Source organism: Flavobacterium magnesitis, assembly GCF_041729735.1.
GTDB lineage: Bacteria > Bacteroidota > Bacteroidia > Flavobacteriales > Flavobacteriaceae > Flavobacterium > Flavobacterium magnesitis.
The window spans coordinates 94,852-117,750 of record NZ_JBCFQK010000004.1; the positions used below are offsets into that span (position 1 = coordinate 94,852).

General features: G+C 34.1%; 17 protein-coding genes. 16 read left to right on the forward strand and 1 reads right to left on the reverse strand.

Annotated elements, in window-relative coordinates; all coding sequences use genetic code 11:
- The first annotated feature begins 3 nt into the window (after positions 1-3).
- The 3 genes from nusA to AAGV33_RS04400 all read left to right on the forward strand — a co-directional run bounded on the left by nusA (position 4) and on the right by AAGV33_RS04400 (position 5,244).
- Positions 4-1,257, forward strand: coding sequence for a transcription termination factor NusA (nusA, locus tag AAGV33_RS04390; protein WP_373390733.1), 1,254 nt, complete (start codon positions 4-6; stop codon positions 1,255-1,257).
- Positions 1,258-1,306: 49 nt separating this feature from the next.
- Entirely contained in the window at positions 1,307-4,243 is a 2,937-nt protein-coding gene (infB, locus tag AAGV33_RS04395) for a translation initiation factor IF-2 (RefSeq protein WP_373390734.1), read from the forward strand.
- A 344-nt stretch (positions 4,244-4,587) separates the two neighbouring features.
- The gene (locus AAGV33_RS04400; RefSeq protein ID WP_373390735.1) at positions 4,588-5,244 is read left to right on the forward strand and encodes a hypothetical protein; all 657 of its coding nucleotides are present in this window, start codon (positions 4,588-4,590) and stop codon (positions 5,242-5,244) included.
- 187 nt (positions 5,245-5,431) lie between these two features.
- Here the strand turns inward: AAGV33_RS04400 and AAGV33_RS04405 are convergent, their stop codons facing one another.
- The gene (locus tag AAGV33_RS04405) at positions 5,432-5,821 is read right to left on the reverse strand and encodes an SPOR domain-containing protein (protein WP_373390736.1); all 390 of its coding nucleotides are present in this window, start codon (positions 5,819-5,821) and stop codon (positions 5,432-5,434) included.
- Positions 5,822-6,038: 217 nt separating this feature from the next.
- On the opposite strand from AAGV33_RS04405, the gene AAGV33_RS04410 reads away from it, so the two are divergent.
- The 13 genes from AAGV33_RS04410 to AAGV33_RS04470 all read left to right on the forward strand — a co-directional run bounded on the left by AAGV33_RS04410 (position 6,039) and on the right by AAGV33_RS04470 (position 22,897).
- On the forward strand, positions 6,039-7,361 hold the full coding sequence (locus AAGV33_RS04410; protein ID WP_373390737.1) for a cytochrome c3 family protein: 1,323 nt from the start codon (positions 6,039-6,041) through the stop codon (positions 7,359-7,361).
- Between the two features lie 32 nt (positions 7,362-7,393).
- Complete coding sequence (locus tag AAGV33_RS04415) at positions 7,394-10,447, forward strand: TAT-variant-translocated molybdopterin oxidoreductase (RefSeq protein ID WP_373390738.1); 3,054 nt, start codon at positions 7,394-7,396, stop codon at positions 10,445-10,447.
- 29 nt (positions 10,448-10,476) lie between these two features.
- Entirely contained in the window at positions 10,477-11,880 is a 1,404-nt protein-coding gene (gene nrfD, locus AAGV33_RS04420) for an NrfD/PsrC family molybdoenzyme membrane anchor subunit (RefSeq protein WP_373390739.1), read from the forward strand.
- Complete coding sequence (locus AAGV33_RS04425; protein ID WP_373390740.1) at positions 11,873-12,397, forward strand: DUF3341 domain-containing protein; 525 nt, start codon at positions 11,873-11,875, stop codon at positions 12,395-12,397. The genes nrfD and AAGV33_RS04425 overlap by 8 nt, the downstream gene beginning before the upstream one ends.
- Before the next feature lie 7 nt (positions 12,398-12,404).
- On the forward strand, positions 12,405-12,950 hold the full coding sequence (locus tag AAGV33_RS04430; RefSeq protein ID WP_373390741.1) for a c-type cytochrome: 546 nt from the start codon (positions 12,405-12,407) through the stop codon (positions 12,948-12,950).
- Between the two features lie 27 nt (positions 12,951-12,977).
- On the forward strand, positions 12,978-14,345 hold the full coding sequence (locus tag AAGV33_RS04435; RefSeq protein WP_373390742.1) for a quinol:cytochrome C oxidoreductase: 1,368 nt from the start codon (positions 12,978-12,980) through the stop codon (positions 14,343-14,345).
- 19 nt (positions 14,346-14,364) lie between these two features.
- Entirely contained in the window at positions 14,365-15,519 is a 1,155-nt protein-coding gene (locus tag AAGV33_RS04440; RefSeq protein WP_373390743.1) for a cytochrome c oxidase subunit II, read from the forward strand.
- 28 nt (positions 15,520-15,547) lie between these two features.
- Positions 15,548-17,344 carry a cytochrome c oxidase subunit I gene (locus AAGV33_RS04445; protein ID WP_373390744.1) on the forward strand — a complete coding sequence of 599 codons (1,797 nt, stop codon included), beginning with the start codon at positions 15,548-15,550 and terminating at the stop codon, positions 17,342-17,344.
- Between the two features lie 151 nt (positions 17,345-17,495).
- The gene (gene ruvB, locus AAGV33_RS04450; protein WP_373390745.1) at positions 17,496-18,518 is read left to right on the forward strand and encodes a Holliday junction branch migration DNA helicase RuvB; all 1,023 of its coding nucleotides are present in this window, start codon (positions 17,496-17,498) and stop codon (positions 18,516-18,518) included.
- A 110-nt stretch (positions 18,519-18,628) separates the two neighbouring features.
- Positions 18,629-18,982 (forward strand): four helix bundle protein, encoded by a 354-nt coding sequence (locus AAGV33_RS04455; RefSeq protein ID WP_373390746.1) that lies wholly within the window; start codon positions 18,629-18,631, stop codon positions 18,980-18,982.
- A 2-nt stretch (positions 18,983-18,984) separates the two neighbouring features.
- The gene (queG, locus tag AAGV33_RS04460; RefSeq protein ID WP_373390747.1) at positions 18,985-19,926 is read left to right on the forward strand and encodes a tRNA epoxyqueuosine(34) reductase QueG; all 942 of its coding nucleotides are present in this window, start codon (positions 18,985-18,987) and stop codon (positions 19,924-19,926) included.
- A 90-nt stretch (positions 19,927-20,016) separates the two neighbouring features.
- On the forward strand, positions 20,017-20,451 hold the full coding sequence (locus tag AAGV33_RS04465; RefSeq protein ID WP_373390748.1) for a CBS domain-containing protein: 435 nt from the start codon (positions 20,017-20,019) through the stop codon (positions 20,449-20,451).
- A gap of 154 nt (positions 20,452-20,605) precedes the next feature.
- Entirely contained in the window at positions 20,606-22,897 is a 2,292-nt protein-coding gene (locus tag AAGV33_RS04470; protein WP_373390749.1) for an NADP-dependent malic enzyme, read from the forward strand.
- The last annotated feature ends 2 nt before the right edge of the window (positions 22,898-22,899 follow it).

Here is a 22,899-nt window from a genome sequence, read left to right on the forward strand (position 1 = left end):
CGCATGGAAAATTTAGCATTAATCGATTCATTTTCAGAGTTTAAAGATGATAAACTTATTGATCGTGTAACGCTTATGGCAATTTTAGAAGATGTATTTAGAAATGCATTGAAGAAAAAATACGGTTCAGATGATAATTTCGATATCATTATTAATCCTGATAAGGGAGATATGGAAATTTGGAGAAGGAGAGTAATCGTTGCCGACGAAGATTTGGATTTCGAAAATGAAGAGATTACTTTGACAGAGGCTAGAAAGATTGAAGCGGATTTTGAAATTGGTGAAGAGGTTTCTGAAGAAGTAAAATTGATTGATTTAGGAAGAAGAGCTATTTTAGCTTTGCGTCAAAATTTGATTTCAAAAATACACGAGCATGATAACACGAATCTTTACAAGCAATTTAAAGATTTAATAGGTGATATTTACACCGCCGAAGTACACCATGTGAGACCAAGAGTAGTAATTCTTGTGGATGATGAAGGAAATGAAATTGTGCTTCCAAAAGAAAAACAAATTCCATCTGACTTTTTCCGTAAAGGAGATAACGTACGTGGAATTATTGAAAGCGTGGAACTAAAAGGAAATAAACCTCAAATTATTATGTCTAGAACTTCTGAGAAGTTTTTAGAAAAATTGTTTGAACAAGAAATTCCAGAGGTTTTTGACGGTTTGATTACCATCAAAAAAGTAGTAAGAATTCCAGGTGAAAAAGCAAAAGTGGCTGTAGATTCTTATGATGACAGAATTGATCCAGTAGGTGCTTGTGTGGGAATGAAAGGATCTCGTATCCACGGAATTGTTCGTGAATTAGGGAATGAAAATATTGATGTTATCAATTATACAAGCAACATCCAGTTGTTTATAACAAGAGCTTTGAGTCCTGCTAAGGTTTCTTCGATTAAAATTAATGAAGAAGCAAAAAGAGCTGATGTGTTCTTGAAATTAGAAGAAGTTTCAAAAGCAATTGGTAGAGGAGGTCATAACATTAAATTAGCTGGTTTGTTAACTGGTTATGAATTAGATGTTATTAGAGAAGGAGATGTTGCCGGAGCAACTGCAGATGAGGATGATGTTGAATTAACAGAATTTTCAGATGAAATTGAAGAATGGATTATAGAAGAATTTGCAAAAATTGGTTTAGATACTGCAAAAAGTATTTTGAAGCATGATGTAGAAGACTTAGTAAGAAGAACAGATTTAGAAGAAGAAACGATTCTAGATGTAATGAAAATATTGAAAGAAGAGTTCGATAGTTAGTTCTATGCTTCTAACAACACAACAAAATAGGTAATAATAAAAAGGTTATATGTCTGAAGAGAGAGTAATAAGAATAAACAAAGTTTTAAGGGAATTGAATATTTCTTTGGAAAGAGCTGTGGATTATCTTAAAGATAAGGGGATTGCGATTGAGTCCAATCCAAACACAAAAATTTCTAATGATGTATACGATGTCTTGTGCGGTCAGTTTGCGGGCGACAGAGGGAAAAAAGAGGCTTCGAAAGAAGTAAGCGAAGAGAAGAGAAAAGAAAAAGAAGCTTTACGTATCGAGCGCGATAGAGAAGCTGAAGATAAACGTAAGCAAGAAGAAGAAATACAAAGACAACAGCAGGAAGTAATTAAGGCGAGAGCCGTAATTTCAGGGCCTGTTCAAGTTGGAAAAATAGATTTGAATCCTTCAAAAGCTACGCCTCCTCCAGCGGTTGAGGAAAAAGCTGCTGCTCCTAAGCCTGAAGTTGTCGAAGAAAAACCGGCTGCTAAAATTAGTTCTCCAGAGAAAATCGAATCAGACAAAAAAGAAGAAAAACCTGTTGCAGCTGAAGTTCCTAAACCTGTTGTTGAAAATGCAGCACCTAAGAAAGAAAAAGAGGTTGTGAAAGAAGCGGCAAAAGAGGAAAAACAAGCTCCTGCTGCTCCTGTAGCTAAAGAAAAAGAAGTTGTTAAGAAAACGGAAGAAGCAGCTAAGACTGATGAAGCTCCTGCTGAAGAAGCCATTGCAACTCAATATCAAAAACTTTCTGGAGCTAAATTAACAGGACAAACTATTGATTTGTCTCAATTTAATAAGCCTAAAAAGAAAAAGGAGGATCCTAAAATCACTCCTAATAAACCAGGTGCTCCTGGAGCTGCTGGTGCAAATGCTAACAAAAACAAACGTAAAAGAATTGCTCCTAAACCGGGTACAACTAATACGCCAAGCACACCTAGGCCTCCTGGAACTCCTAATCCTAACAAAATCACACCTAATACTGGTGGCGGAGGATTCAATGCCAACAGAGGTGCAAGACCTGGATTTGTAAAAGGAAACCGTCCTGCTATTGTGGCTAAAGTAGAGCCAACAGAAGAGGAAGTTAAAAATCAAATTAGAGAGACTTTAGAAAAACTTCAAGGTAAAAAAGGAGGTAAATCTAAAGCGGCTAAATATAGAAGAGATAAGAGAGATACGCACCGTCAAAAATCAGATGAGGAGCAAAGAGCTTTAGACGAAGGAAGTAAAACTATTAAAGTTACTGAATTTGTTACTGTAGGTGAAATTGCTATCATGATGGATGTGCCAATTAATAAAGTAATTGGAACTTGTATGTCACTTGGTATCATGGTTACGCAAAACCAACGTTTGGATGCGGAAACATTAACTATTGTTGCTGATGAATTTGGTTATGATGTTGAATTTATTACTGTAGATATCGAAGAAGCTATCGAAGTAATTGAAGATAAAGAAGAAGATTTAGTAGTAAGAGCACCGATTGTTACCGTAATGGGTCACGTCGATCACGGTAAAACCTCTTTACTGGATTATATTCGTAAAGAAAATGTAATTGCTGGAGAATCTGGAGGTATTACACAGCACATTGGTGCTTATGGAGTAACTTTAGATAATGGTCAAAAAATCGCATTTTTAGATACACCAGGTCACGAGGCGTTTACCGCGATGCGTGCACGTGGAGCTCAAGTTACTGATATTGCAATTATTGTTGTAGCCGCGGATGATGATATCATGCCACAAACTAAAGAGGCTATTTCTCACGCACAAGCTGCGGGAGTGCCAATTATATTTGCCATCAATAAAATTGATAAACCAAATGCCAATGTTGAGAAAATCAAAGAGCGTTTGGCAGGTATGAATTTATTAGTAGAAGACTGGGGTGGAAAAATCCAATCTCATGATATTTCTGCAAAAATTGGAACAGGTGTAAAAGAGTTGTTAGAGAAAGTATTATTAGAAGCAGAAGTTTTAGAGTTAAAATCTAATCCTAATAAGTTAGCTCAGGGTACTGTAGTCGAAGCGTTTTTAGATAAAGGAAAAGGATATGTTTCTACCATATTAGTACAACACGGAACATTAAAAATTGGAGATTACTTATTAGCAGGTAAACATCATGGTAAAATTAAAGCCATGCATGATGAACGTGGTAATATTGTTACTGTTGCAGGACCTTCAACGCCAGTATCTATTTTAGGTCTTGATGGTGCAGCAACTGCAGGGGATAAATTCAATGTTTTTGAAGACGAAAAAGAAGCAAAACAAATTGCTGCTAAACGTTCTCAATTAATGCGTGAACAATCAGTACGTACGCAACGTCATATTACTCTTGATGAAATTGGTCGTCGTATTGCATTAGGTCAATTTAAAGAATTGAACGTGATCCTTAAGGGAGATGTGGATGGTTCTGTTGAAGCATTATCTGATTCGTTCTCTAAATTGTCTACTGAAGAAATTCAAATTAATATTATCCATAAAGGTGTTGGAGCAATTACTGAAACTGACGTTATGTTAGCTTCTGCTTCTGATGCGATTATTATCGGATTTAACGTTCGTCCTGCTGGAAACGCAAGACAACTGGCTGATAAAGAAGAAATCGATATCCGTTACTACTCAATTATCTACGCAGCAATTGACGACTTAAAAGATGCAATGGAAGGAATGCTTGCTCCGGAAATGAAAGAGGAAGTATTAGGAACTGCTGAAATTAGAGAGTTGTTCAAAATTTCTAAAGTAGGTACTATTGCAGGATGTATGGTTATGGACGGTAAAATTACTAGAAATGGTAAAATCAGAATCATTAGAGATGGCGTAGTAATTCATGAAGGTGAATTAATTGCATTGAAACGTTTCAAAGACGATGTAAGAGAAGTTGCTAAAGGTTATGATTGTGGTATCCAAGTAAAAGGATTTAACGACATTGAAGAAAGAGATGTTATTGAAGCCTACCATGAAGTAGCTATCAAGAAAAAATTGAAATAGTATTTCAGTTCTAATTTTATAAGAAAATCCCGATTCGTCGGGATTTTTTGTATTTTAGACTTTTTGTTTTGTAATATTATTTTAGAAAGAGACATTAATGGGTGTTTATAATGTTTTTATTTGTTTTAATAAAGTAAATAGATTGTTGTTTTAAGCAAAAGTTTAGCAGGTTGTACTGATGAGGGAAAGATAAAAATAGATTGACTAAATAGTTGTCATTTTAGATCTAAGGATGATCTGTTTTTGTGATTTATTGAGGGATTGCATAAAATAGAAAGTCGTTCTTTTGGTAGTTTTTTAGTGATAATGTAACTAGGAATAGTTTTGAAAAATTGATAAATAATATGATTGAAAATTTTAATGTGTTTCGAAGTTTCTCCACTTTGACGCAAGCTCAGGAACTTGAAGTTTTGCTTAATGAAAATAATATTGATACAGTTTTGGGCGATAATATAGCGCCAGTTGATGTTATGTTTTCAGGAAGTACTTTACATAATCAATATGAAGTAAAAATTAGTCCATTCAATTTTGAAAAAGCTGAATCTATTCTCGAAAAAGAAGCGGTAAATGCTTTAGAAGATATAGATGAGGATTATTATTTATTTAGTTTTACAGATGAAGAATTGTATGAAATTCTTATGAAGTCTGATGAATGGAATGCTTTTGATTATAAATTATCTCAAAAAATATTAATTAATAGAGGAAGAAAGGTTGATGATGAAATGTTGATTTTTTTGAAAAATGAGCGTTTGAAGATTTTGGCTAAACCAGAAGAAAATCAAAAGTCTTGGATTATAGCTGGTTATTTGTTTTCTATTCTCGGTGGTGGAATTGGAATCTTTATAGGTTATTCTTTATGGACTTCAAAAAAAACTTTACCTAATGGTGAGCGGATTTATTCTTATAAAGAAGAGGATCGAAAGAACGGTAAAAATATTTTTATTATTGGGTTGATTATTTTCTCAGCACTTCTAATTATTAAAATTTTAAATATGCTTTAGTGGTATAAAATAATAGTAGTTGCTTTTTTTAGAATTTTTACTTTTTTAAATTATTCCATAATTATGATATTTAAAGGAAGTTTAGTTTTTGACTTTTTGAATTGATTTAGCCGATAAAAAAAGAGCCTAAAAAAGTAATATTGTACTTTTTTAGGCTCTTTTTTTTATAATAAATAGTGTTAAATTTTTATTTTTTAGGCTTTATCAAAAAAGCATTAGCATACATTTTTTTTATTTCCACTAAATTTCTTTCGGCTTCAATGCGGTTTCTAAAATTACCTACCCAAACTTTATAGTTGGGAGTGTTGAAAACGATAGTAGCATCTAAGTCTGGAAAATTTTGTTTGCATTCATTTAACGTGCTTTTAGCCTTTTCGCTGTTACCAGTGAAAACTTGAATTTTATATCGTTCATTTACAGCTATTGAGGCGTTTATTTTTCTTTTTTCGTTTAATAGTTGTTCGAATTTTGGATTTTGCTGAATGTTAATTTTTGCTTCCTGAGCGCTCAATTTAAAGCAACAAAGTGAAAGCACTGCAATGTGAAAAATGTGATTTGGAATAGTTAAAATTCTCATAATGTGAAGATTTTTGAGTAAAATTAATATTTATTCATTGAATGTGAAATAAAAAAGTTATTTAGAATAAATATAAATTGTTGTTTGAGTTGTTTTAGGGTTTTGAGAATAGTTCTTAAGTCGTATTTTTGTCGAAGTTTAAAATAAAGGGACGTTTTTATATGGAATTGTAGTATAAAAAATTGTGCCAATTTTTAGTAGATAATCATTATACTTTATGAAAAAGGTGGGTAACCATAATTCGAACTCAAGGAAAATATTTTTAAGTTTAGCATTAATGCTGGCTTTTTCCTTCTCTTCATTTGCGCAAGATGCTGCTCCTGCAGCGGAAACCGAGGCTCCGGCAGCTGCAACAGCTGGTGGTGACCCTGTAAAAGGTAAGGCGCTTTTTAATTCTAATTGTGCTGCGTGTCATAAGCTTGATGCAAAGTCAACAGGTCCTGCTCTTAGAGGAGTTGCTGAAAAACACGATACAGAATGGCTTTATAAGTGGATTCATAATAGTTCTGACATGATTAAGTCGGGAGATCCTGTTGCTGTTAAAATATTTGAAGAAAATAATAAATCAGTAATGACTTCTTTTCCTCAATTATCAACAGAAGATATTGATAATATTTTAGCTTATACTTCAGAGCCTAAAGCTGAGCCTGCTGCAGGAACTGCTGTGTTGCCAACTGGTCCTCAGGCTGAGGGAAGTGGAAGTTCTAATAATGTAATATTAGGAGTTCTTGCATTAGTTTTAGTAGTGTTAGTTGTAATGCTAGTAATGGTTAATAATGTATTAACAAAAGTAGCTAAAGCAAATGGTATTGAAGTTGCTCCTAAAGCTGAGCGTACTCCAATCTGGAAAGCTTTTGTTCAAAACCAATTTTTAGTATTGGTTACTTCTATCTTCTTATTATTAGCTAGTGGTTATTTTGTTTATGGTTACTTCATGCAAGTAGGTGTTGATCAAAATTACCAACCAATTCAGCCAATACATTTTTCTCATAAAATCCACGCTGGTGATAATGAGATCAACTGTAAATACTGTCACTCTGCAGCCAGAGTTAGTAAAAATGCAGGTATTCCTTCTTTAAATGTTTGTATGAACTGTCATAAAAATATTTCTGAAGTTGCTGATGCTACTGCTACTCCTGAGTACAGTAAAGCATTCTACGATGCACAAATCCAAAAATTATACGATGCAGTGGGTTGGGATAAAACAACTCAAGCCTATACTGGAAAAACACAACCTGTTAAATGGGTTCGTATTCATAATCTACCTGATTTTGTTTATTTCAATCACTCACAACACGTAACTGTTGGAGGAATTGAGTGTCAAACTTGTCACGGTCCTGTTGAAACTTATGAAATTCAAAAACAATTTGCTCCATTAACGATGGGTTGGTGTATTGATTGCCACAGAAAAACTGACGTTAAAATGGAGGGGAATGGGTATTACACTAAGATACATGAAGAACTTTCTAAGAAATATGGTGTGGAGAAATTGACTGAAGCACAAATGGGAGGTTTAGAATGTGGAAAATGCCACTATTAATCAAATTATTAAGATTTTAATATATATATACAATGTCATCAAACAAAAAATACTGGAAAAGTGTTGAGGAACTAGAAAATGGTTCTATTGTTGAGGCGCTTAGAAATAACGAGTTTGTTGAAGCTATTCCTACGGATGAATTTTTAGGGAATGCCGATGCGATGTCATCTTCTTCAACTTCAAGACGTGATTTTCTAAAGTACGTTGGGTTTAGTACTGCAGCAGCTACACTTGCAGCATGCGAAGGTCCTGTGAACAAGTCGATTCCTTATGTATTACAGCCAGAGCAAATCATTCCTGGAGTAGCTGATTATTATGCAACTTCTGTTTTTGACGGTTTTGATTTTGCAAATCTACTTGTTAAAACACGTGAAGGGCGTCCTATTAAAATAGATAATAATACTATTGCTGGAGCTAAATTTGCTGCAAATGCTAGAATTCATGCCTCAATATTGTCATTGTATGATAATATGCGTTTGAAAGCGCCAAAAGTAGATGCTAAAACTTCTTCTTGGGCAGCAGTTGATTCAAGAATTAAATCAAGTATTGCTGATGCAAAAGCTACAGGCGGTCAAGTAGTTTTATTGACAAATACTTTAGCAAGTCCTTCTACTGAAAAATTAATTGCAGATTTTATTGCTGCAAATCCAAATGCAAAACATGTAGTTTATGATGCAGTTTCTTCATCAGCAGCTTTGGATGCATTTGAAGCAGTATATGGAGAAAGAGCTTTAGTAGATTATGATTTCTCAAAAGCCTCTCTTATCGTTTCTGTTGGAGCTGATTTCTTAGGAGACTGGCAAGGTGGAGGATATGACACAGGATATGCACAAGGTAGAATTCCGAAAAACGGAAAAATGTCTCGTCATTTCCAATTAGAAGCTAATATGACTTTGTCTGGTGCTGCTGCTGATAAGCGTTTACCGATGTCGGTTGCGAATCAAAAACAAGCATTAGTACATATATATAATGTAATTACAGGTTCAGCAGTTAATGTAAACCTGGCACCTGAATTTAAAGCAGAAGTTACTAAAGCCGCTCAGCAATTAAAAGCTGCGGGTTCTAAAGGGCTTTTGGTTTCGGGTATCCAAGATAAAAATGCACAATTATTAGTTTTGGCAATCAACCAGGTTTTAGCTAGTGAAGCTTTTACTTTAGTTGGATCAAGACAAATAAGAAAAGGTTCTGATGAAAAAGTAGCTCAGTTAGTTAATGATATGAAAGCAGGTAGCGTTCATACTTTGATTATGAGTGGAGTTAATCCTGTTTATACTTTAGCTGATTCGGCTTCTTTTGTTGAAGGGCTAAAGAAAGTAAAAACTTCTGTTGCTTTATCTATTAAGGAAGATGAAACTGCTGTAATTGCAACTATTGCTGCTCCGGTTCCTCATTACTTAGAAGCATGGGGAGATTTAGCTTTAACTAAAGGAACTTATAGCTTAACACAGCCAACAATTCGTCCGTTATTCGACACAAAACAATTTCAAGATGTTTTGATGTCTATTAGTGGTCTTACTGGAACATACTACGATTATTTAAAATCTTATTCATCATCATTTATTGCAGGTTCAACTTGGAATAAAGTATTACACGATGGTGTGTTTGTAGGTGCTCCTCAAGCCTTGTCAGGTGGTACTGCTGATTATGCTTCTGCAGCTGCAGAATTAGCTAAGTCTAAAGTTGCTGCTGGATTAGAATTAGTATTGTATACTAAAACAGGTATGGGTGATGGTCAACAGGCAAATAACCCTTGGTTGCAAGAGTTTCCAGATCCAATTACAAGAGTATCTTGGGATAACTATGTAACGGTTTCTAATGCTGATGCAAAAACATTAGGTTTATCTAATGAAATTGTTGCAAATGGTGGTTTGAATGGTAGCTATGTTACAATTACAGCTGCTGATGGTACAAAATTAGAAAAGGTACCAGTTATTGTTCAGCCAGGTCAAGCTGTTGGAACAGTAGGTTTAGCTTTAGGATATGGTCGTAAAGCGGCTTTAAAAGAAGAAATGCAAGTAGGTATTAATGCTTATGCTTTATATAAAGGTTTTAACGACGTTCAATCAGTTGAATTAGTTGAAGCTGGCGGAGAACACGAGTTTGCTTGTGTTCAAGGTCAAAAAACATTGATGGGTAGAGGTGATATTATTAAAGAAACTTCATTAGAAATCTTTAATACTAAGGATTCTAAAATTTGGAACGAAACTCCAAAAGTATCTTTAGATCACAAAGAAGTTGAAGCAACTTCGGTAGATTTATGGGAATCTTTTGATCGTTCTGTAGGACATCACTTTAATCTTTCTATCGATTTAAATGCTTGTACAGGTTGTGGAGCTTGTGTGATTGCTTGTCATGCTGAAAACAATGTTCCTGTAGTAGGGAAATCAGAAGTAAGAAGAAGCCGTGATATGCACTGGTTGCGTATTGATAGATACTATTCTTCTGAAAGTACTTTTGAAGGAGATAATGAAAGAAAAGAAGGTATTGCTGGATTGTCTAGTTCATTGTCTACTTTTAATGAAATGGAAAAAGCAGGAGATAATCCTCAGGTTGCTTTCCAACCAGTAATGTGTCAACACTGTAACCACGCACCTTGTGAAACAGTTTGTCCAGTTGCTGCTACTTCTCATGGTCGTCAAGGTCAAAACCACATGGCATACAACAGATGTGTTGGTACTCGTTACTGTGCTAACAACTGTCCTTATAAAGTACGTCGTTTTAACTGGTTCTTGTACAATAAAAATAGCGAGTTTGATTATCACATGAATGACGATTTAGGGCGTATGGTGTTAAATCCAGATGTTAACGTTCGTTCTCGTGGAGTTATGGAAAAATGTTCTATGTGTATCCAAATGACACAAGCTACTATTTTGAATGCTAAAAAAGAAGGAAGAGAAGTTGTAGATGGTGAGTTTCAAACGGCATGTTCAGCTGCTTGTTCTAGTGGAGCAATGATTTTTGGAGATGTAAATGATAAGGAAAGTAAAGTAGCTAAGTTAGCCGCTGATGAAAGATCTTATCACTTATTAGAGCATGTAGGAACAAAACCAAATGTGGTTTATCACGTAAAAGTTAGAAACACTTAGAAATAAATTTAAAATCAATATAAAGGAATATGTCTCATATATACGACTCTAGTATTAGAAAGCCTTTAGTTATAGGTGATAAAACTTATCACGACGTAACAGTAGATGTAGCGGCGCCTGTTGAAGGTGTTGCGAATAAACATTGGTGGATTGTGTTTACAATCGCTTTAGCAGCCTTCCTTTGGGGAATAGGATGTATCGTTTACACCGTGTCTACTGGTATTGGAACATGGGGATTAAATAAAACAGTTGGTTGGGCTTGGGATATCACTAACTTCGTTTGGTGGGTTGGTATCGGTCACGCTGGAACCTTAATTTCTGCAGTATTATTGTTATTCCGTCAAAGATGGAGAATGGCGATTAACCGTTCGGCAGAAGCAATGACAATATTTTCTGTAGTTCAAGCAGGTTTGTTTCCAATCATTCACATGGGACGTCCTTGGTTAGCTTACTGGGTATTGCCAATTCCAAATCAATTTGGTTCATTATGGGTTAACTTTAACTCGCCATTGCTTTGGGATGTATTTGCAATCTCAACTTATTTATCAGTATCGCTAGTTTTCTGGTGGACTGGTCTGTTACCTGACTTTGCAATGCTTAGAGATAGAGCGATAACTCCATTTAATAAAAGAGTATATTCTATCTTAAGTTTTGGATGGAGCGGTAGAGTAAAAGATTGGCAACGTTTTGAAGAAGTATCTTTAGTACTTGCTGGTTTAGCAACTCCTCTTGTACTTTCTGTACATACAATTGTATCTATGGACTTTGCTACTTCTGTAATTCCAGGATGGCATACTACAATTTTTCCTCCTTACTTCGTTGCTGGAGCGGTTTTCTCTGGATTTGCAATGGTAAATACTTTGCTTATCATTATGAGAAAAGTATCTAATCTAGAAGCTTACATTACTTTACAACATATAGAATTGATGAATATTATCATCATGATTACAGGTTCTATTGTAGGTGTTGCTTATATCACTGAGTTATTTGTAGCTTGGTATTCAGGTGTAGAATACGAACAATATGCATTCTTGAATAGAGCTACTGGACCTTACTGGTGGGCATATTGGGCAATGATGACTTGTAACGTTTTTTCTCCACAATTTATGTGGTTTAAAAAATTAAGAACAAGTATTATGTTTTCATTTGTGATTTCGATTGTTGTAAACATAGGAATGTGGTTTGAGAGATTTGTAATTATTGTAACTTCTCTACATAGAGATTACTTACCATCTTCTTGGACAATGTTCTCGCCAACATTTGTTGATATTGGAATTTTCATTGGAACAATAGGTTTCTTCTTTGTATTATTTTTATTGTATTCTAGAACTTTCCCAGTAATTGCACAGGCAGAGGTTAAAACAATATTAAAAGCAACAGGAGATAATTACATAAGAGAAAGAGAAGCAAATAAAGATTCACACCATGAGTAATAAAGTAATATACGCCATTTATAATGACGATGATGTATTGATGAATGCGGTTAAGAAAACCAGAGCAGCTCATCATCATATTGAAGAAGTTTTTACTCCATTCCCAGTACACGGTTTGGATAAAGCTATGGGAATAGCACCATCAAGATTAGCAATTTGCGCCTTTTTGTATGGATGTGTTGGTATCTCTTTTGCAACTTTCATGATGAGTTATATTATGATTCATGATTGGCCTCAGGATATTGGAGGTAAACCAAGTTTTAGTTATATTCAAAATATGCCGGCTTTTGTACCAATTATGTTTGAGATGACTGTATTCTTTGCTGCCCACTTAATGGTAATTACTTTTTATATGAGAAGTAAATTATGGCCTTTTAAGAAAGCTGAAAATCCAGATGTTAGAACTACAGATGATCATTTCTTAATGGAAATTGCTATTAAAGATAATGAAGAAGAATTGGTTTCTTTTTTCAAAAATACAGGTGCTGTAGAAGTTAAAGTAATAGAAAAGAATTAATTTAGATATGAAAAGGGTATATAAAATAACACTATTGTTAGGCATTACTATATTAGTAGCTTCATGCCATAATGATAAAGCGCCGAATTATCAGTATTTTCCAAATATGTATGAGTCAGTAGGCTATGAAACTTATTCAGAGTCTAAAGCTTTCGCAAATGGTCAAGAAGGTCAACTTCCTGCTCAAGGTAGTATTAATAGAGGTTTTGAACCTTATGAATATGAAAACTCTACTGCTGGATATGAATTGGCTAAAGCTAATTTAAAATCACCACTAGATTCATTAGATAGAAATTCTGACAAAGGAAAAGTACTTTATGATATCTATTGTGTCAGTTGTCATGGTGCAACTGGTAATGGTAAAGGAAAATTAGTTGAGAGAGAAAAATTTCTTGGGGTTCCTAGTTATAAAGATAGAGAAATCACTGAGGGAAGTATTTTTCATGTTGAGACGTATGGTTTAAATGCGATGGGTTCTCATGCAAATCAATTAAGTAGTCATGAGCGTTGGTTAGTTGCTGACTACGTTCTAAAACTTAGAAGCCAATTATAATTGTTGAACAAACTGATCGTAATAGATATGTATACATTTTCAAGTAAATTAAAAACTTTTTCTTTTATCTTAATGGCCGTTGGTATATTAGGAATAGGTTATGGTTTTTTTAACGCACCTAAAGATATTCATGAAGTTGAGAATATCCTTTCTGCATCATCACACGGTGGTCACGGTGAAGCACATCATGAAGAAGCTAAACCAGCTCATGAAGCAGATCACGCAACAACAAAACATGCTGCTGAAAGTGAAGCTGATGCACATGCTGAACACGAAGAGCATTTGACTCACGTTTTGCACCAATTGCAAAATAAGCCATGGGCTGCTTTATATGTTGCTTGTATTTTCTTCTTATTAATAACAATGGGAACTTTAGTTTTCTACGCTATTCAACAAGTAGCACTAGCAGGTTGGTCTCCAGTTTTATTTAGAGTTATGCAAGGTATAACAGCTTACCTTCCTTATGGTTCAGTTTTATTTTTTATTTTATTAGTTTTATGTGGTTTGCATTTTAATCATCTTTTTACATGGATGGCTGATGGAGTAACAGATCCTACAAGTGCTAATTATGATAAATTGATTGCTGGTAAAGCAGGTTATTTAAATTTTGGTTTCTGGATTGTTAGAGCTGCTATTTTCTTAATTGGATGGAATGTTTACCGTCATTTTTCAAGAAAAAACTGTTTAGCACAAGATGAAGCAAATGATAATAGTTTTTATAAAAAGAACTTTAATATATCAGCAGGTTTCTTAGTATTCTTTATCGTTTCTGAGTCTATTATGTCTTGGGACTGGATTATGTCGTTTGATCCTCACTGGTTCTCTACATTATTTGGATGGTATGTATTTGCAAGTTTCTTTGTAAGTGGTATCACATTGATTGCTATGGTAACTATTTATTTAAAATCTAAAGGATATTTAGAATATGTAAATACAAGTCATATTCATGACTTAGCTAAATTCATGTTTGGTATCAGTATCTTTTGGACCTACTTATGGTTTTCTCAATTTATGTTGATTTGGTATGCTAATATTCCTGAAGAAATCACTTATTTCATTACAAGAATAGAATTGTATAACTTGCCTTTCTTTGGAGCTGTTGTTATGAATTTTGTTTTCCCATTGTTAATCCTTTTAAATACTGATTTCAAGAGAATTTCATGGGTAATTGTAATGGCTGGAACTGTTATTTTATTAGGTCATTATGTTGATTTCTTTAATATGATTATGCCTGCAACAGTTGGTGATCAATGGTTTATTGGTGTTTCTGAAATCTCATCAGTTCTTTTCTTCCTTGGGTTGTTTATTTTTACTGTATTTACAGCATTAACTAAAGTTCCTTTATTAGCAAAAAGAAATCCTTATATCGAAGAAAGTAAACATTTTCATTATTAATTTTTAAAGAGATAAACAGATGACAAGTTTGTTGGTAATTATAGTTTTAGTTTTATTAGCTGTTGCTTTATGGCAATTGACTAAAATATTCGACCTTACTCAAGTAGGTTCTACATCAGATAGTTCTCAAGTGGCTAATGATAAAGATAATAATGTACAAGGGTATTTGATGTTTGGGTTTTTAGCATTCTTATATATTTTTACAATATATGGTTTGATTGCTTGGGGGAATTTACCTCTGCATACACCAGCTTCAGAACACGGAGGACAAGTAGATAATTTGATGAATATTACTTGGATTTTAATTTTTACAGTTCAGGCAATTACACAAGTTTTATTGCATTATTTTGCTTTTAGATACAAAGGTAAAAAAGATCAAAAAGCCTTATATTTTGCGGATAATAATAAATTAGAAGCATTGTGGAGTATTATTCCTGCAGTAGTTTTGGCTGGTTTGATTCTTTACGGATTGTATGCTTGGACAAATATTATGTTTGTTGATGAAGACGAAGAAGTAATTGAAATTGAAGTTTACGCACAACAATTTAAATGGACTGCAAGAATAGCTGGAGAAGATAATGTTTTAGGTAAAGCTAATGTTCGTTATATTCAAGGAGTAAATACTTTAGGAGTTGATTTAGCTGATCCAAATGCTCAAGATGATATCGTAGTTAGTGAATTACATATTCCTAAAGGGAAAAAAATTCATTTCAAGTTCCGTTCTCAAGACGTTTTGCACTCGGCTTATATGCCTCACTTTAGAGCTCAAATGAACTGTGTTCCTGGTATGGTAACTGAATTTGCTTTTACGCCAATTTACACTACAGCTGAATACAGAGATTTGCCTTATATGATTGAGAAAGTTTCTCATATTAATGATTTAAGAGCAAAGAAAAGTGCTGAGTTAATTGCAAAAGGAGAATCAGGTTTAGATCCGTATACTTTTGATTACTTGTTGCTTTGTAATAAAATTTGTGGTGCATCTCACTATAACATGCAAATGAAAATTATAGTTGATACACCTGAAGATTATAAAAAATGGTTAGCTAGTCAAGCATCACTTGTTAGTCAAGTAAAAGCTTCATTAGAAAAACCTGCTGAAGAACCAGCAGCAACTGAAGGTACAGAACAACCAATTGATACAGTAGCAGCTGAGAAAGTTGTTATGAAATAATTTATTAAGAAAATTTAAAGTATAATATATGTCAGCAGAAGGTCACGATCACGCTCACGATCACGAACACGAACACCACCATAAAGAGACATTCATTACTAAATACATATTTAGTATTGATCACAAAATGATTGCTAAGCAATACCTTATTACAGGTATTATTATGGGGGTTATTGGTATTAGTATGTCTTTGCTTTTTAGAATGCAATTAGCTTGGCCAGAAGAATCTTTTAAAATATTTAATGTTTTATTAGGTGATAAATTCGCTCCAGAAGGAGTAATGGCTAATGATGTTTATCTTGCTTTAGTGACAATTCACGGTACGATAATGGTATTCTTTGTACTTACAGCCGGTTTAAGTGGTACTTTTAGTAACCTACTTATTCCACTTCAAATTGGTGCACGAGATATGGCATCTGGATTTATGAACATGATATCCTATTGGTTGTTCTTTATTTCAGCTGTAATTATGTTATTCTCTTTATTCGTAGAATCTGGGCCTGCTTCATCAGGGTGGACAATTTATCCTCCTTTGAGTGCATTACCACAAGCTATTCCTGGTTCAGGAACAGGTATGACACTTTGGTTAGTATCTATGGCTATATTTATTGCATCTTCATTAATGGGATCTTTAAATTATATTGTTACTGTAATCAATTTGAGAACTAAAGGAATGTCTATGACTAGACTTCCGCTTACAATCTGGACATTTTTTGTAACAGCTATTATTGGTGTTATTTCATTTCCAGTATTGTTGTCAGCAGCTTTATTATTGATTTTCGATAGAAGTTTTGGTACTTCATTCTTCTTATCTGATATTTATATCGCTGGAGAAGTTTTACATTACCAAGGAGGGTCTCCTGTTTTATTTGAACACTTATTCTGGTTCTTAGGACACCCTGAAGTATATATTGTAATCTTGCCTGCAATGGGACTTGTTTCTGAAATTATGGCAACAAACTCTCGTAAACCAATTTTTGGTTACAGAGCGATGATCATGTCAGTTCTTGCAATTGCATTCTTGTCAACTATTGTTTGGGGTCACCACATGTTTATCTCAGGTATGAATCCTTTCTTGGGATCTGTATTTACTTTTACAACATTATTGATTGCAATTCCATCTGCTGTAAAAGCGTTTAACTGGATTACAACTTTATGGAAAGGTAACTTACAATTGAATCCTGCGATGTTGTTCTCTATCGGAATGGTTTCAACTTTCATCACTGGAGGTTTAACAGGAATCATTTTAGGAGATAGTACTTTAGATATTAACGTTCACGATACTTATTTTGTAATTGCTCACTTTCACTTAGTAATGGGTATCTCTGCACTTTACGGAATGTTTGCTGGTATTTACCACTGGTTCCCTAAAATGTTTGGAAGAATGTTAAATAAGAACTTAGGTTATGTACACTTTTGGATTACAGCAGTTTGTGCTTATGGAGTTTTCTTCCCAATGCACTTTATTGGATTAGCTGGTTTACCAAGACGTTATTATACAAATACGAACTTCCCATTATTTGATGATTTACAAAACGTAAACGTATTGATTACTGTTTTTGCATTAGTAGGTGGAGTTTTCCAATTGATATTCTTGTATAACTTCTTTAGTAGTATTTTCTACGGTAAGAAAGCAGTTCAAAATCCATGGAGGTCTACTACATTAGAGTGGACAACTCCAGTAGAACACATACATGGTAACTGGCCAGGAGAAATTCCAGAAGTTCACCGTTGGGCTTACGATTACAGTAACCCAGAACACGAAGATGATTTCGTGCCTCAAACGGTTCCAATGAAACCAGGTGAATCAGTTTTACACCACTAAAATATTTTACAAAAGACCTTCTGAAAAGAGGGTCTTTTTTGTTTTATAGAGTTAAGAAATTCCAAATAAAAAATTCCAAATTCCAAAAAGACTCAGTGTCATTTTGGAATTTTAAAAATTGGTATTTAATTGTATTTTCTATCTTTGTTACATGAATGAAAATTTAGACCCAACAACAAAGGGATACAATCCTGAAGAACTTGATCTTGAAAAAAGATTGAGACCACTTAGTTTTGATGATTTTGCTGGTCAAGATCAGGTTTTAGAAAATCTTAAGGTTTTTGTTGCTGCCGCAAATCAACGAAACGAAGCCTTGGATCATACTTTGTTTCATGGTCCTCCAGGATTAGGGAAAACTACATTGGCTAATATTTTAGCAAATGAGTTAGAAGTAGGAATCAAAATAACTTCTGGTCCAGTATTGGATAAGCCTGGAGATTTAGCTGGTTTGTTGACTAATCTTGAAGAAAGAGATGTTTTGTTTATTGACGAAATACATCGTTTAAGCCCTATAGTTGAAGAATATTTGTATTCGGCAATGGAGGATTTTAAAATTGATATCATGATTGAATCGGGACCTAACGCAAGAACGGTTCAAATTAACTTGAATCCTTTTACCTTAATTGGAGCAACCACTCGTTCAGGACTTTTAACTGCTCCAATGCGTGCTCGTTTTGGAATTTCATCAAGACTACAATATTATACAGTAGAATTGTTGACTACCATTGTACAAAGAAGTGCCTCTATTTTAAAAATGCCTATTTCTATGGAAGCGGCAATTGAAATTGCTGGTAGAAGCAGAGGGACGCCTAGAATAGCCAATGCATTATTACGTAGGGTTCGTGATTTTGCTCAGATAAAAGGAAATGGAACTATTGATATTGAAATTTCGAAATATGCATTACAAGCTTTGAATGTAGATGCACACGGATTAGACGAAATGGATAATAAAATACTAAATACCATCATCGATAAGTTTAAAGGTGGTCCTGTAGGATTGAGTACTTTGGCAACTGCTGTTTCTGAAAGTAGCGAAACTATCGAAGAAGTATACGAACCATTTTTGATTCAGGAAGGTTTTATTATGCGAACACCACGTGGTCGTGAAGTGACCGATAAGGCTTATAAACATTTAGGAAAAGTTAGAAATAATATTCAAGGAGGATTGTTTTAGTGAGGAGATGGAAGAGGGAAGTAGGGAGTTGGAAGTAATCCACAATTAAGAAACCCCTCTTTTAAACTTCTAACTCCCTACTTCCAACTTCCCACAATAAAAATAAAATCATGAGTTTTAAATTCGAAAAATTAATTATCTGGCAGAAATCTATGGATTTTGGAGAAGAGATTAATTCTATTATTAAAGACTTTCCTAAGCATGAAATGTATAATCTTTCGTCTCAAATGTTAAGAGCTTCGGATTCTGTTGCTTTAAATATTTCTGAAGGAGCTATCGAACAGTCTAATCCTGAATTTAGTAGGTTTTTGATCTATTCCGTTCGATCGTTAGCTGAAGTTGTTACTTGTTTATATAAAGCAAAAAGAAGAGGTTATATTAGTAATGAGTTTTTTGATAAATTATATAAAGACTCGTTTGATTTGATGAACATGACTATTGCATTCAAAACGAAATTTAAATAATAATGGCTTCTTCCAGCTCCCAACTTCAAGCTTCCCGCTATACTTCATTCATAAAATCCGAAGCCAAACGCCTCGGATTTTTGTCTTGTGGTATATCTAAAGCAGGTTTCTTGGAAGAAGAAGCTCCTCGATTAGAAAATTGGTTGAATAAAAACCATAATGGGCAAATGGCGTATATGGAGAATAATTTCGACAAACGCCTCAATCCGACATTGCTGGTTGATGATGCTAAAAGTGTGGTGTCGCTTTTGCTTAATTATTATCCCGAAAAAGAGCAAATTCAGGATTCATTCAAAATTTCGAAATATGCTTATGGTAAGGATTATCACTTTGTAATCAAAGAAAAATTAAAGGAATTGCTTTTCTCTATTCAAGAAAATATCGGAGAAGTTTCAGGTCGTGTTTTTGTTGATTCTGCTCCAGTTTTAGACAAAGCCTGGGCTGCTAAAAGCGGTTTGGGTTGGATTGGGAAAAATAGCAATCTGCTGACACAAAAAGTAGGCTCTTTTTATTTCATAGCTGAATTAATTATCGATTTGGATTTAGAATATGATTATGCTACAACAGATCACTGCGGAAGCTGCACTGCTTGTATTGACGCTTGTCCTACACAGGCCATTGTAGCTCCATATATTGTAGATGGAAGTAAATGTATTTCGTATTTTACTATAGAGCTTAAAGAAAATATTCCTGCCGAAATGAAAGGTCATTTTGATGATTGGGTTTTTGGTTGCGATACGTGTCAGGATGTTTGTCCATGGAATCGATTTTCGAAAAGTCATAATGAACCTTTGTTTAATCCAAATCCGGCTTTACTTTCGATGACTAAAAAGGATTGGGAAGAAATGACTGAAGAAACTTTTAAAATTGTTTTTAAAGATTCGCCCGTTAAAAGAACCAAATTCGAAGGCTTGAAGCGAAATGTCAATTTTTTGAAGCAATAAAAAAACAGTTGTAAAACGAAATTATAAATTATTTATTTCTGCTTTTTTAACTTTTTTTTATATATTTATAGTTCTTAAAAAATTATCAATATGACTGTAAATCAAATATTAAGCACAAAAGGAAGCAATGTGTATTCAATTGTTTCTTCTATTAGCGTCTATGATGCTATTAAGGTAATGGGAGAGAAAAATGTTGGTGCAATATTAATTATTGAAGAAGGCCAATTAAAAGGTATTTTGTCTGAGCGAGATTATGCTCGAAAAATTGTCCTTAAAGGGAAATCGTCCAAAAATACTTTGGTGAACGAAATTATGGTTAGTAAAGTAATTACAGTTCAGCCTACAGATGATTTGGATTATTGTATGGAAATGATGATTTCAAGAAGAATTCGACATTTACCAGTGGTTGAAGATGATAAAGTAATAGGATTAATTTCTATTGGAGATGTGGTAAAATCGATTATAGAAAAGCAAAAAGAAACAATTCAACTCCTCGATTCTTACATTAACGGAACCCAATCTTAAGTTTTAATTTCAGTTTTAAAGTATATATTCAAGCTGCAAGTTCTTTGCAGCTTTTTTTATGTGACTAATAATTAGTTTTTTATAAAAGAATTATGAAAATGTTAACTTTTTAAGTTAAGACTTCTATCTTTGTGTATAAGATAAAACTGCCATAATGGATAAAGATAGCAAAAGAAAAGAAGCCTTATTATACCACGCCGAACCAACTCCTGGTAAAATTCAAGTTGTACCAACAAAGAACTATGCTACTCAAAGAGATTTGTCATTAGCTTATTCTCCGGGTGTGGCTGAACCTTGTTTAGAAATTGCAAAGGATATTAATAATGTTTATAAATATACGGCTAAGGGAAACTTGGTTGCTGTAATTAGCAATGGAACTGCTGTTTTAGGACTTGGAGATATCGGACCCGAGGCCTCTAAGCCAGTAATGGAAGGTAAAGGCTTGTTGTTTAAGATTTTTGCAGATATTGATGTATTTGACATTGAAGTCAATACTAAAAATGTTGAAGAGTTTATCCAAACAGTAAAAAATATTGCTCCCACTTTTGGAGGAATTAATTTGGAAGACATTAAAGCGCCAGAATCTTTTGAAATTGAACGCAGGTTAGTAGAAGAGTTGAATATTCCTGTAATGCACGATGATCAACACGGAACTGCCATTATTTCGGCAGCTGCTTTAATCAATGCATTGGAATTAGCCGCTAAAAAACCAGAAAATATTAAAATGGTCATTTCTGGAGCAGGTTCTGCTGCTTTAGCTTGTGCTGATTTATATGTCTTGCTTGGAGTTCAAAAAGAAAATATTTTAATGTTTAATAGCAAAGGTGTTTTGACAAAAGACAATCCTTCGCTTTCTGTTTTACAACAAAAGTATGCTCAGGATATTAAAGCTATTAGTTTAGTAGAGGCAATTAATAATGCTGATGTATTTATTGGATTGTCTTCTGGGGATATTATGACAGCAGAAATGTTGGCGAGTATGGCTAGTAATCCGATTGTTTTTGCAATGGCAAACCCTAATCCAGAGATTGATTATAACTTGGCGATTTCAACCCGCAAGGATGTAATTATGGCTACAGGAAGATCAGATCATCCTAATCAGGTGAATAATGTTCTTGGATTTCCTTATATTTTTAGAGGCGCACTAGATGTTCGTGCTACCAAGATTAACGAAGAAATGAAAATGGCAGCGGTTAAAGCATTAGCTTCTTTGGCTAAAGAATCGGTGCCAGAACAGGTAAATGTGGCTTATGGTGCTACCAAATTAGTTTTTGGAAAAGAATACATTATCCCTAAACCATTTGATCCTAGGTTGATTAGTGTTGTTTCTCCGGCTGTTGCCAAAGCAGCAATGGATTCGGGTGTAGCTTTGAATCCTATTTCGGATTGGAATAAATACATAGAAGAGCTTACAGAGCGATTAGGTAATGATAATAAAATGGTTCGTTTGATTACCAATCGAGCTAAAATGGCTCCTAAACGAATTGTGTTTTCAGAAGCAGATCATTTGGATGTTTTAAAAGCAGCCCAAATTGTTCATGAGGAAGGAGTGGGGTTTCCTATTTTGATGGGAGATAAAGAAATTATTCAGGAGTTAAAAGCGGAATTGGGTTTTGATGCTGATATCGAAATTATTGATCCTAAAGCAGCTGAAGAAAATTCGAGAAGAAATAGATATGCAACTACTTACTGGCAATCTAGAAAAAGACGAGGAATCACTTTATTAGATGCGCAAAAACTAATGCGAGAACGCAATTATTTTGCCGCGATGATGGTGAACACTGGAGAAGCTGATGGATTGGTAACAGGTTATACCAGAAGTTATGCTACTGTAATCAAACCCATGTTGCAACTAATTGATAAGGATTCTGATGCATCGATTGTTGCTACAACTAATATGATGATGTCTTCCAGAGGCCCTATGTTTTTATCGGATACGGCAATTAATATTGATCCATCGGCTGAAGATTTGGTTAAAATTGCATTGATGACGGCTAAAACAGCTAGAATTTTTGGAGTAGAACCTGTTATCGCAATGGTTTCTTATGCTAATTTTGGTTCTTCAATTAATCAAAAAGCATCAAAAGTAAGAGATGCCGTGGCTTATTTGCATGAAAATCATCCTGATTTAATTGTTGATGGAGAAATTCAGGCGGATTTTGCTTTGAATCCTGAAATGTTGAGCCAAAAATTTCCGTTCTCTAAATTGGCTGGAAAAAAAGTAAATACTTTGGTTTTTCCTAATCTTGATTCGGCTAATATTACCTATAAATTAATGAAAGAATTGTACAAAACGGGTTCGATAGGTCCTATTATGATGGGAATGGGGAAACCAGTTCATATTTTTCAATTAGGAGCTAGTGTAGAAGAAATGGTTAATATGGCAACAATTACGGTTATTGATGCTCAAGAAAAAGAGATTAAAAATACAATTCAAAATAAATAATA

Coding starts and splice junctions, on each gene's coding strand:
- nusA (WP_373390733.1), top strand. CDS start 4: ATGGAAAATTTAGCATTAATCGATTCATTTTCAGAGTTTAAAGATGAT.
- infB (WP_373390734.1), top strand. CDS start 1,307: ATGTCTGAAGAGAGAGTAATAAGAATAAACAAAGTTTTAAGGGAATTG.
- AAGV33_RS04400 (WP_373390735.1), top strand. CDS start 4,588: ATGATTGAAAATTTTAATGTGTTTCGAAGTTTCTCCACTTTGACGCAA.
- AAGV33_RS04405 (WP_373390736.1), bottom strand. CDS start 5,821: ATGAGAATTTTAACTATTCCAAATCACATTTTTCACATTGCAGTGCTT.
- AAGV33_RS04410 (WP_373390737.1), top strand. CDS start 6,039: ATGAAAAAGGTGGGTAACCATAATTCGAACTCAAGGAAAATATTTTTA.
- AAGV33_RS04415 (WP_373390738.1), top strand. CDS start 7,394: ATGTCATCAAACAAAAAATACTGGAAAAGTGTTGAGGAACTAGAAAAT.
- nrfD (WP_373390739.1), top strand. CDS start 10,477: ATGTCTCATATATACGACTCTAGTATTAGAAAGCCTTTAGTTATAGGT.
- AAGV33_RS04425 (WP_373390740.1), top strand. CDS start 11,873: ATGAGTAATAAAGTAATATACGCCATTTATAATGACGATGATGTATTG.
- AAGV33_RS04430 (WP_373390741.1), top strand. CDS start 12,405: ATGAAAAGGGTATATAAAATAACACTATTGTTAGGCATTACTATATTA.
- AAGV33_RS04435 (WP_373390742.1), top strand. CDS start 12,978: ATGTATACATTTTCAAGTAAATTAAAAACTTTTTCTTTTATCTTAATG.
- AAGV33_RS04440 (WP_373390743.1), top strand. CDS start 14,365: ATGACAAGTTTGTTGGTAATTATAGTTTTAGTTTTATTAGCTGTTGCT.
- AAGV33_RS04445 (WP_373390744.1), top strand. CDS start 15,548: ATGTCAGCAGAAGGTCACGATCACGCTCACGATCACGAACACGAACAC.
- ruvB (WP_373390745.1), top strand. CDS start 17,496: ATGAATGAAAATTTAGACCCAACAACAAAGGGATACAATCCTGAAGAA.
- AAGV33_RS04455 (WP_373390746.1), top strand. CDS start 18,629: ATGAGTTTTAAATTCGAAAAATTAATTATCTGGCAGAAATCTATGGAT.
- queG (WP_373390747.1), top strand. CDS start 18,985: ATGGCTTCTTCCAGCTCCCAACTTCAAGCTTCCCGCTATACTTCATTC.
- AAGV33_RS04465 (WP_373390748.1), top strand. CDS start 20,017: ATGACTGTAAATCAAATATTAAGCACAAAAGGAAGCAATGTGTATTCA.
- AAGV33_RS04470 (WP_373390749.1), top strand. CDS start 20,606: ATGGATAAAGATAGCAAAAGAAAAGAAGCCTTATTATACCACGCCGAA.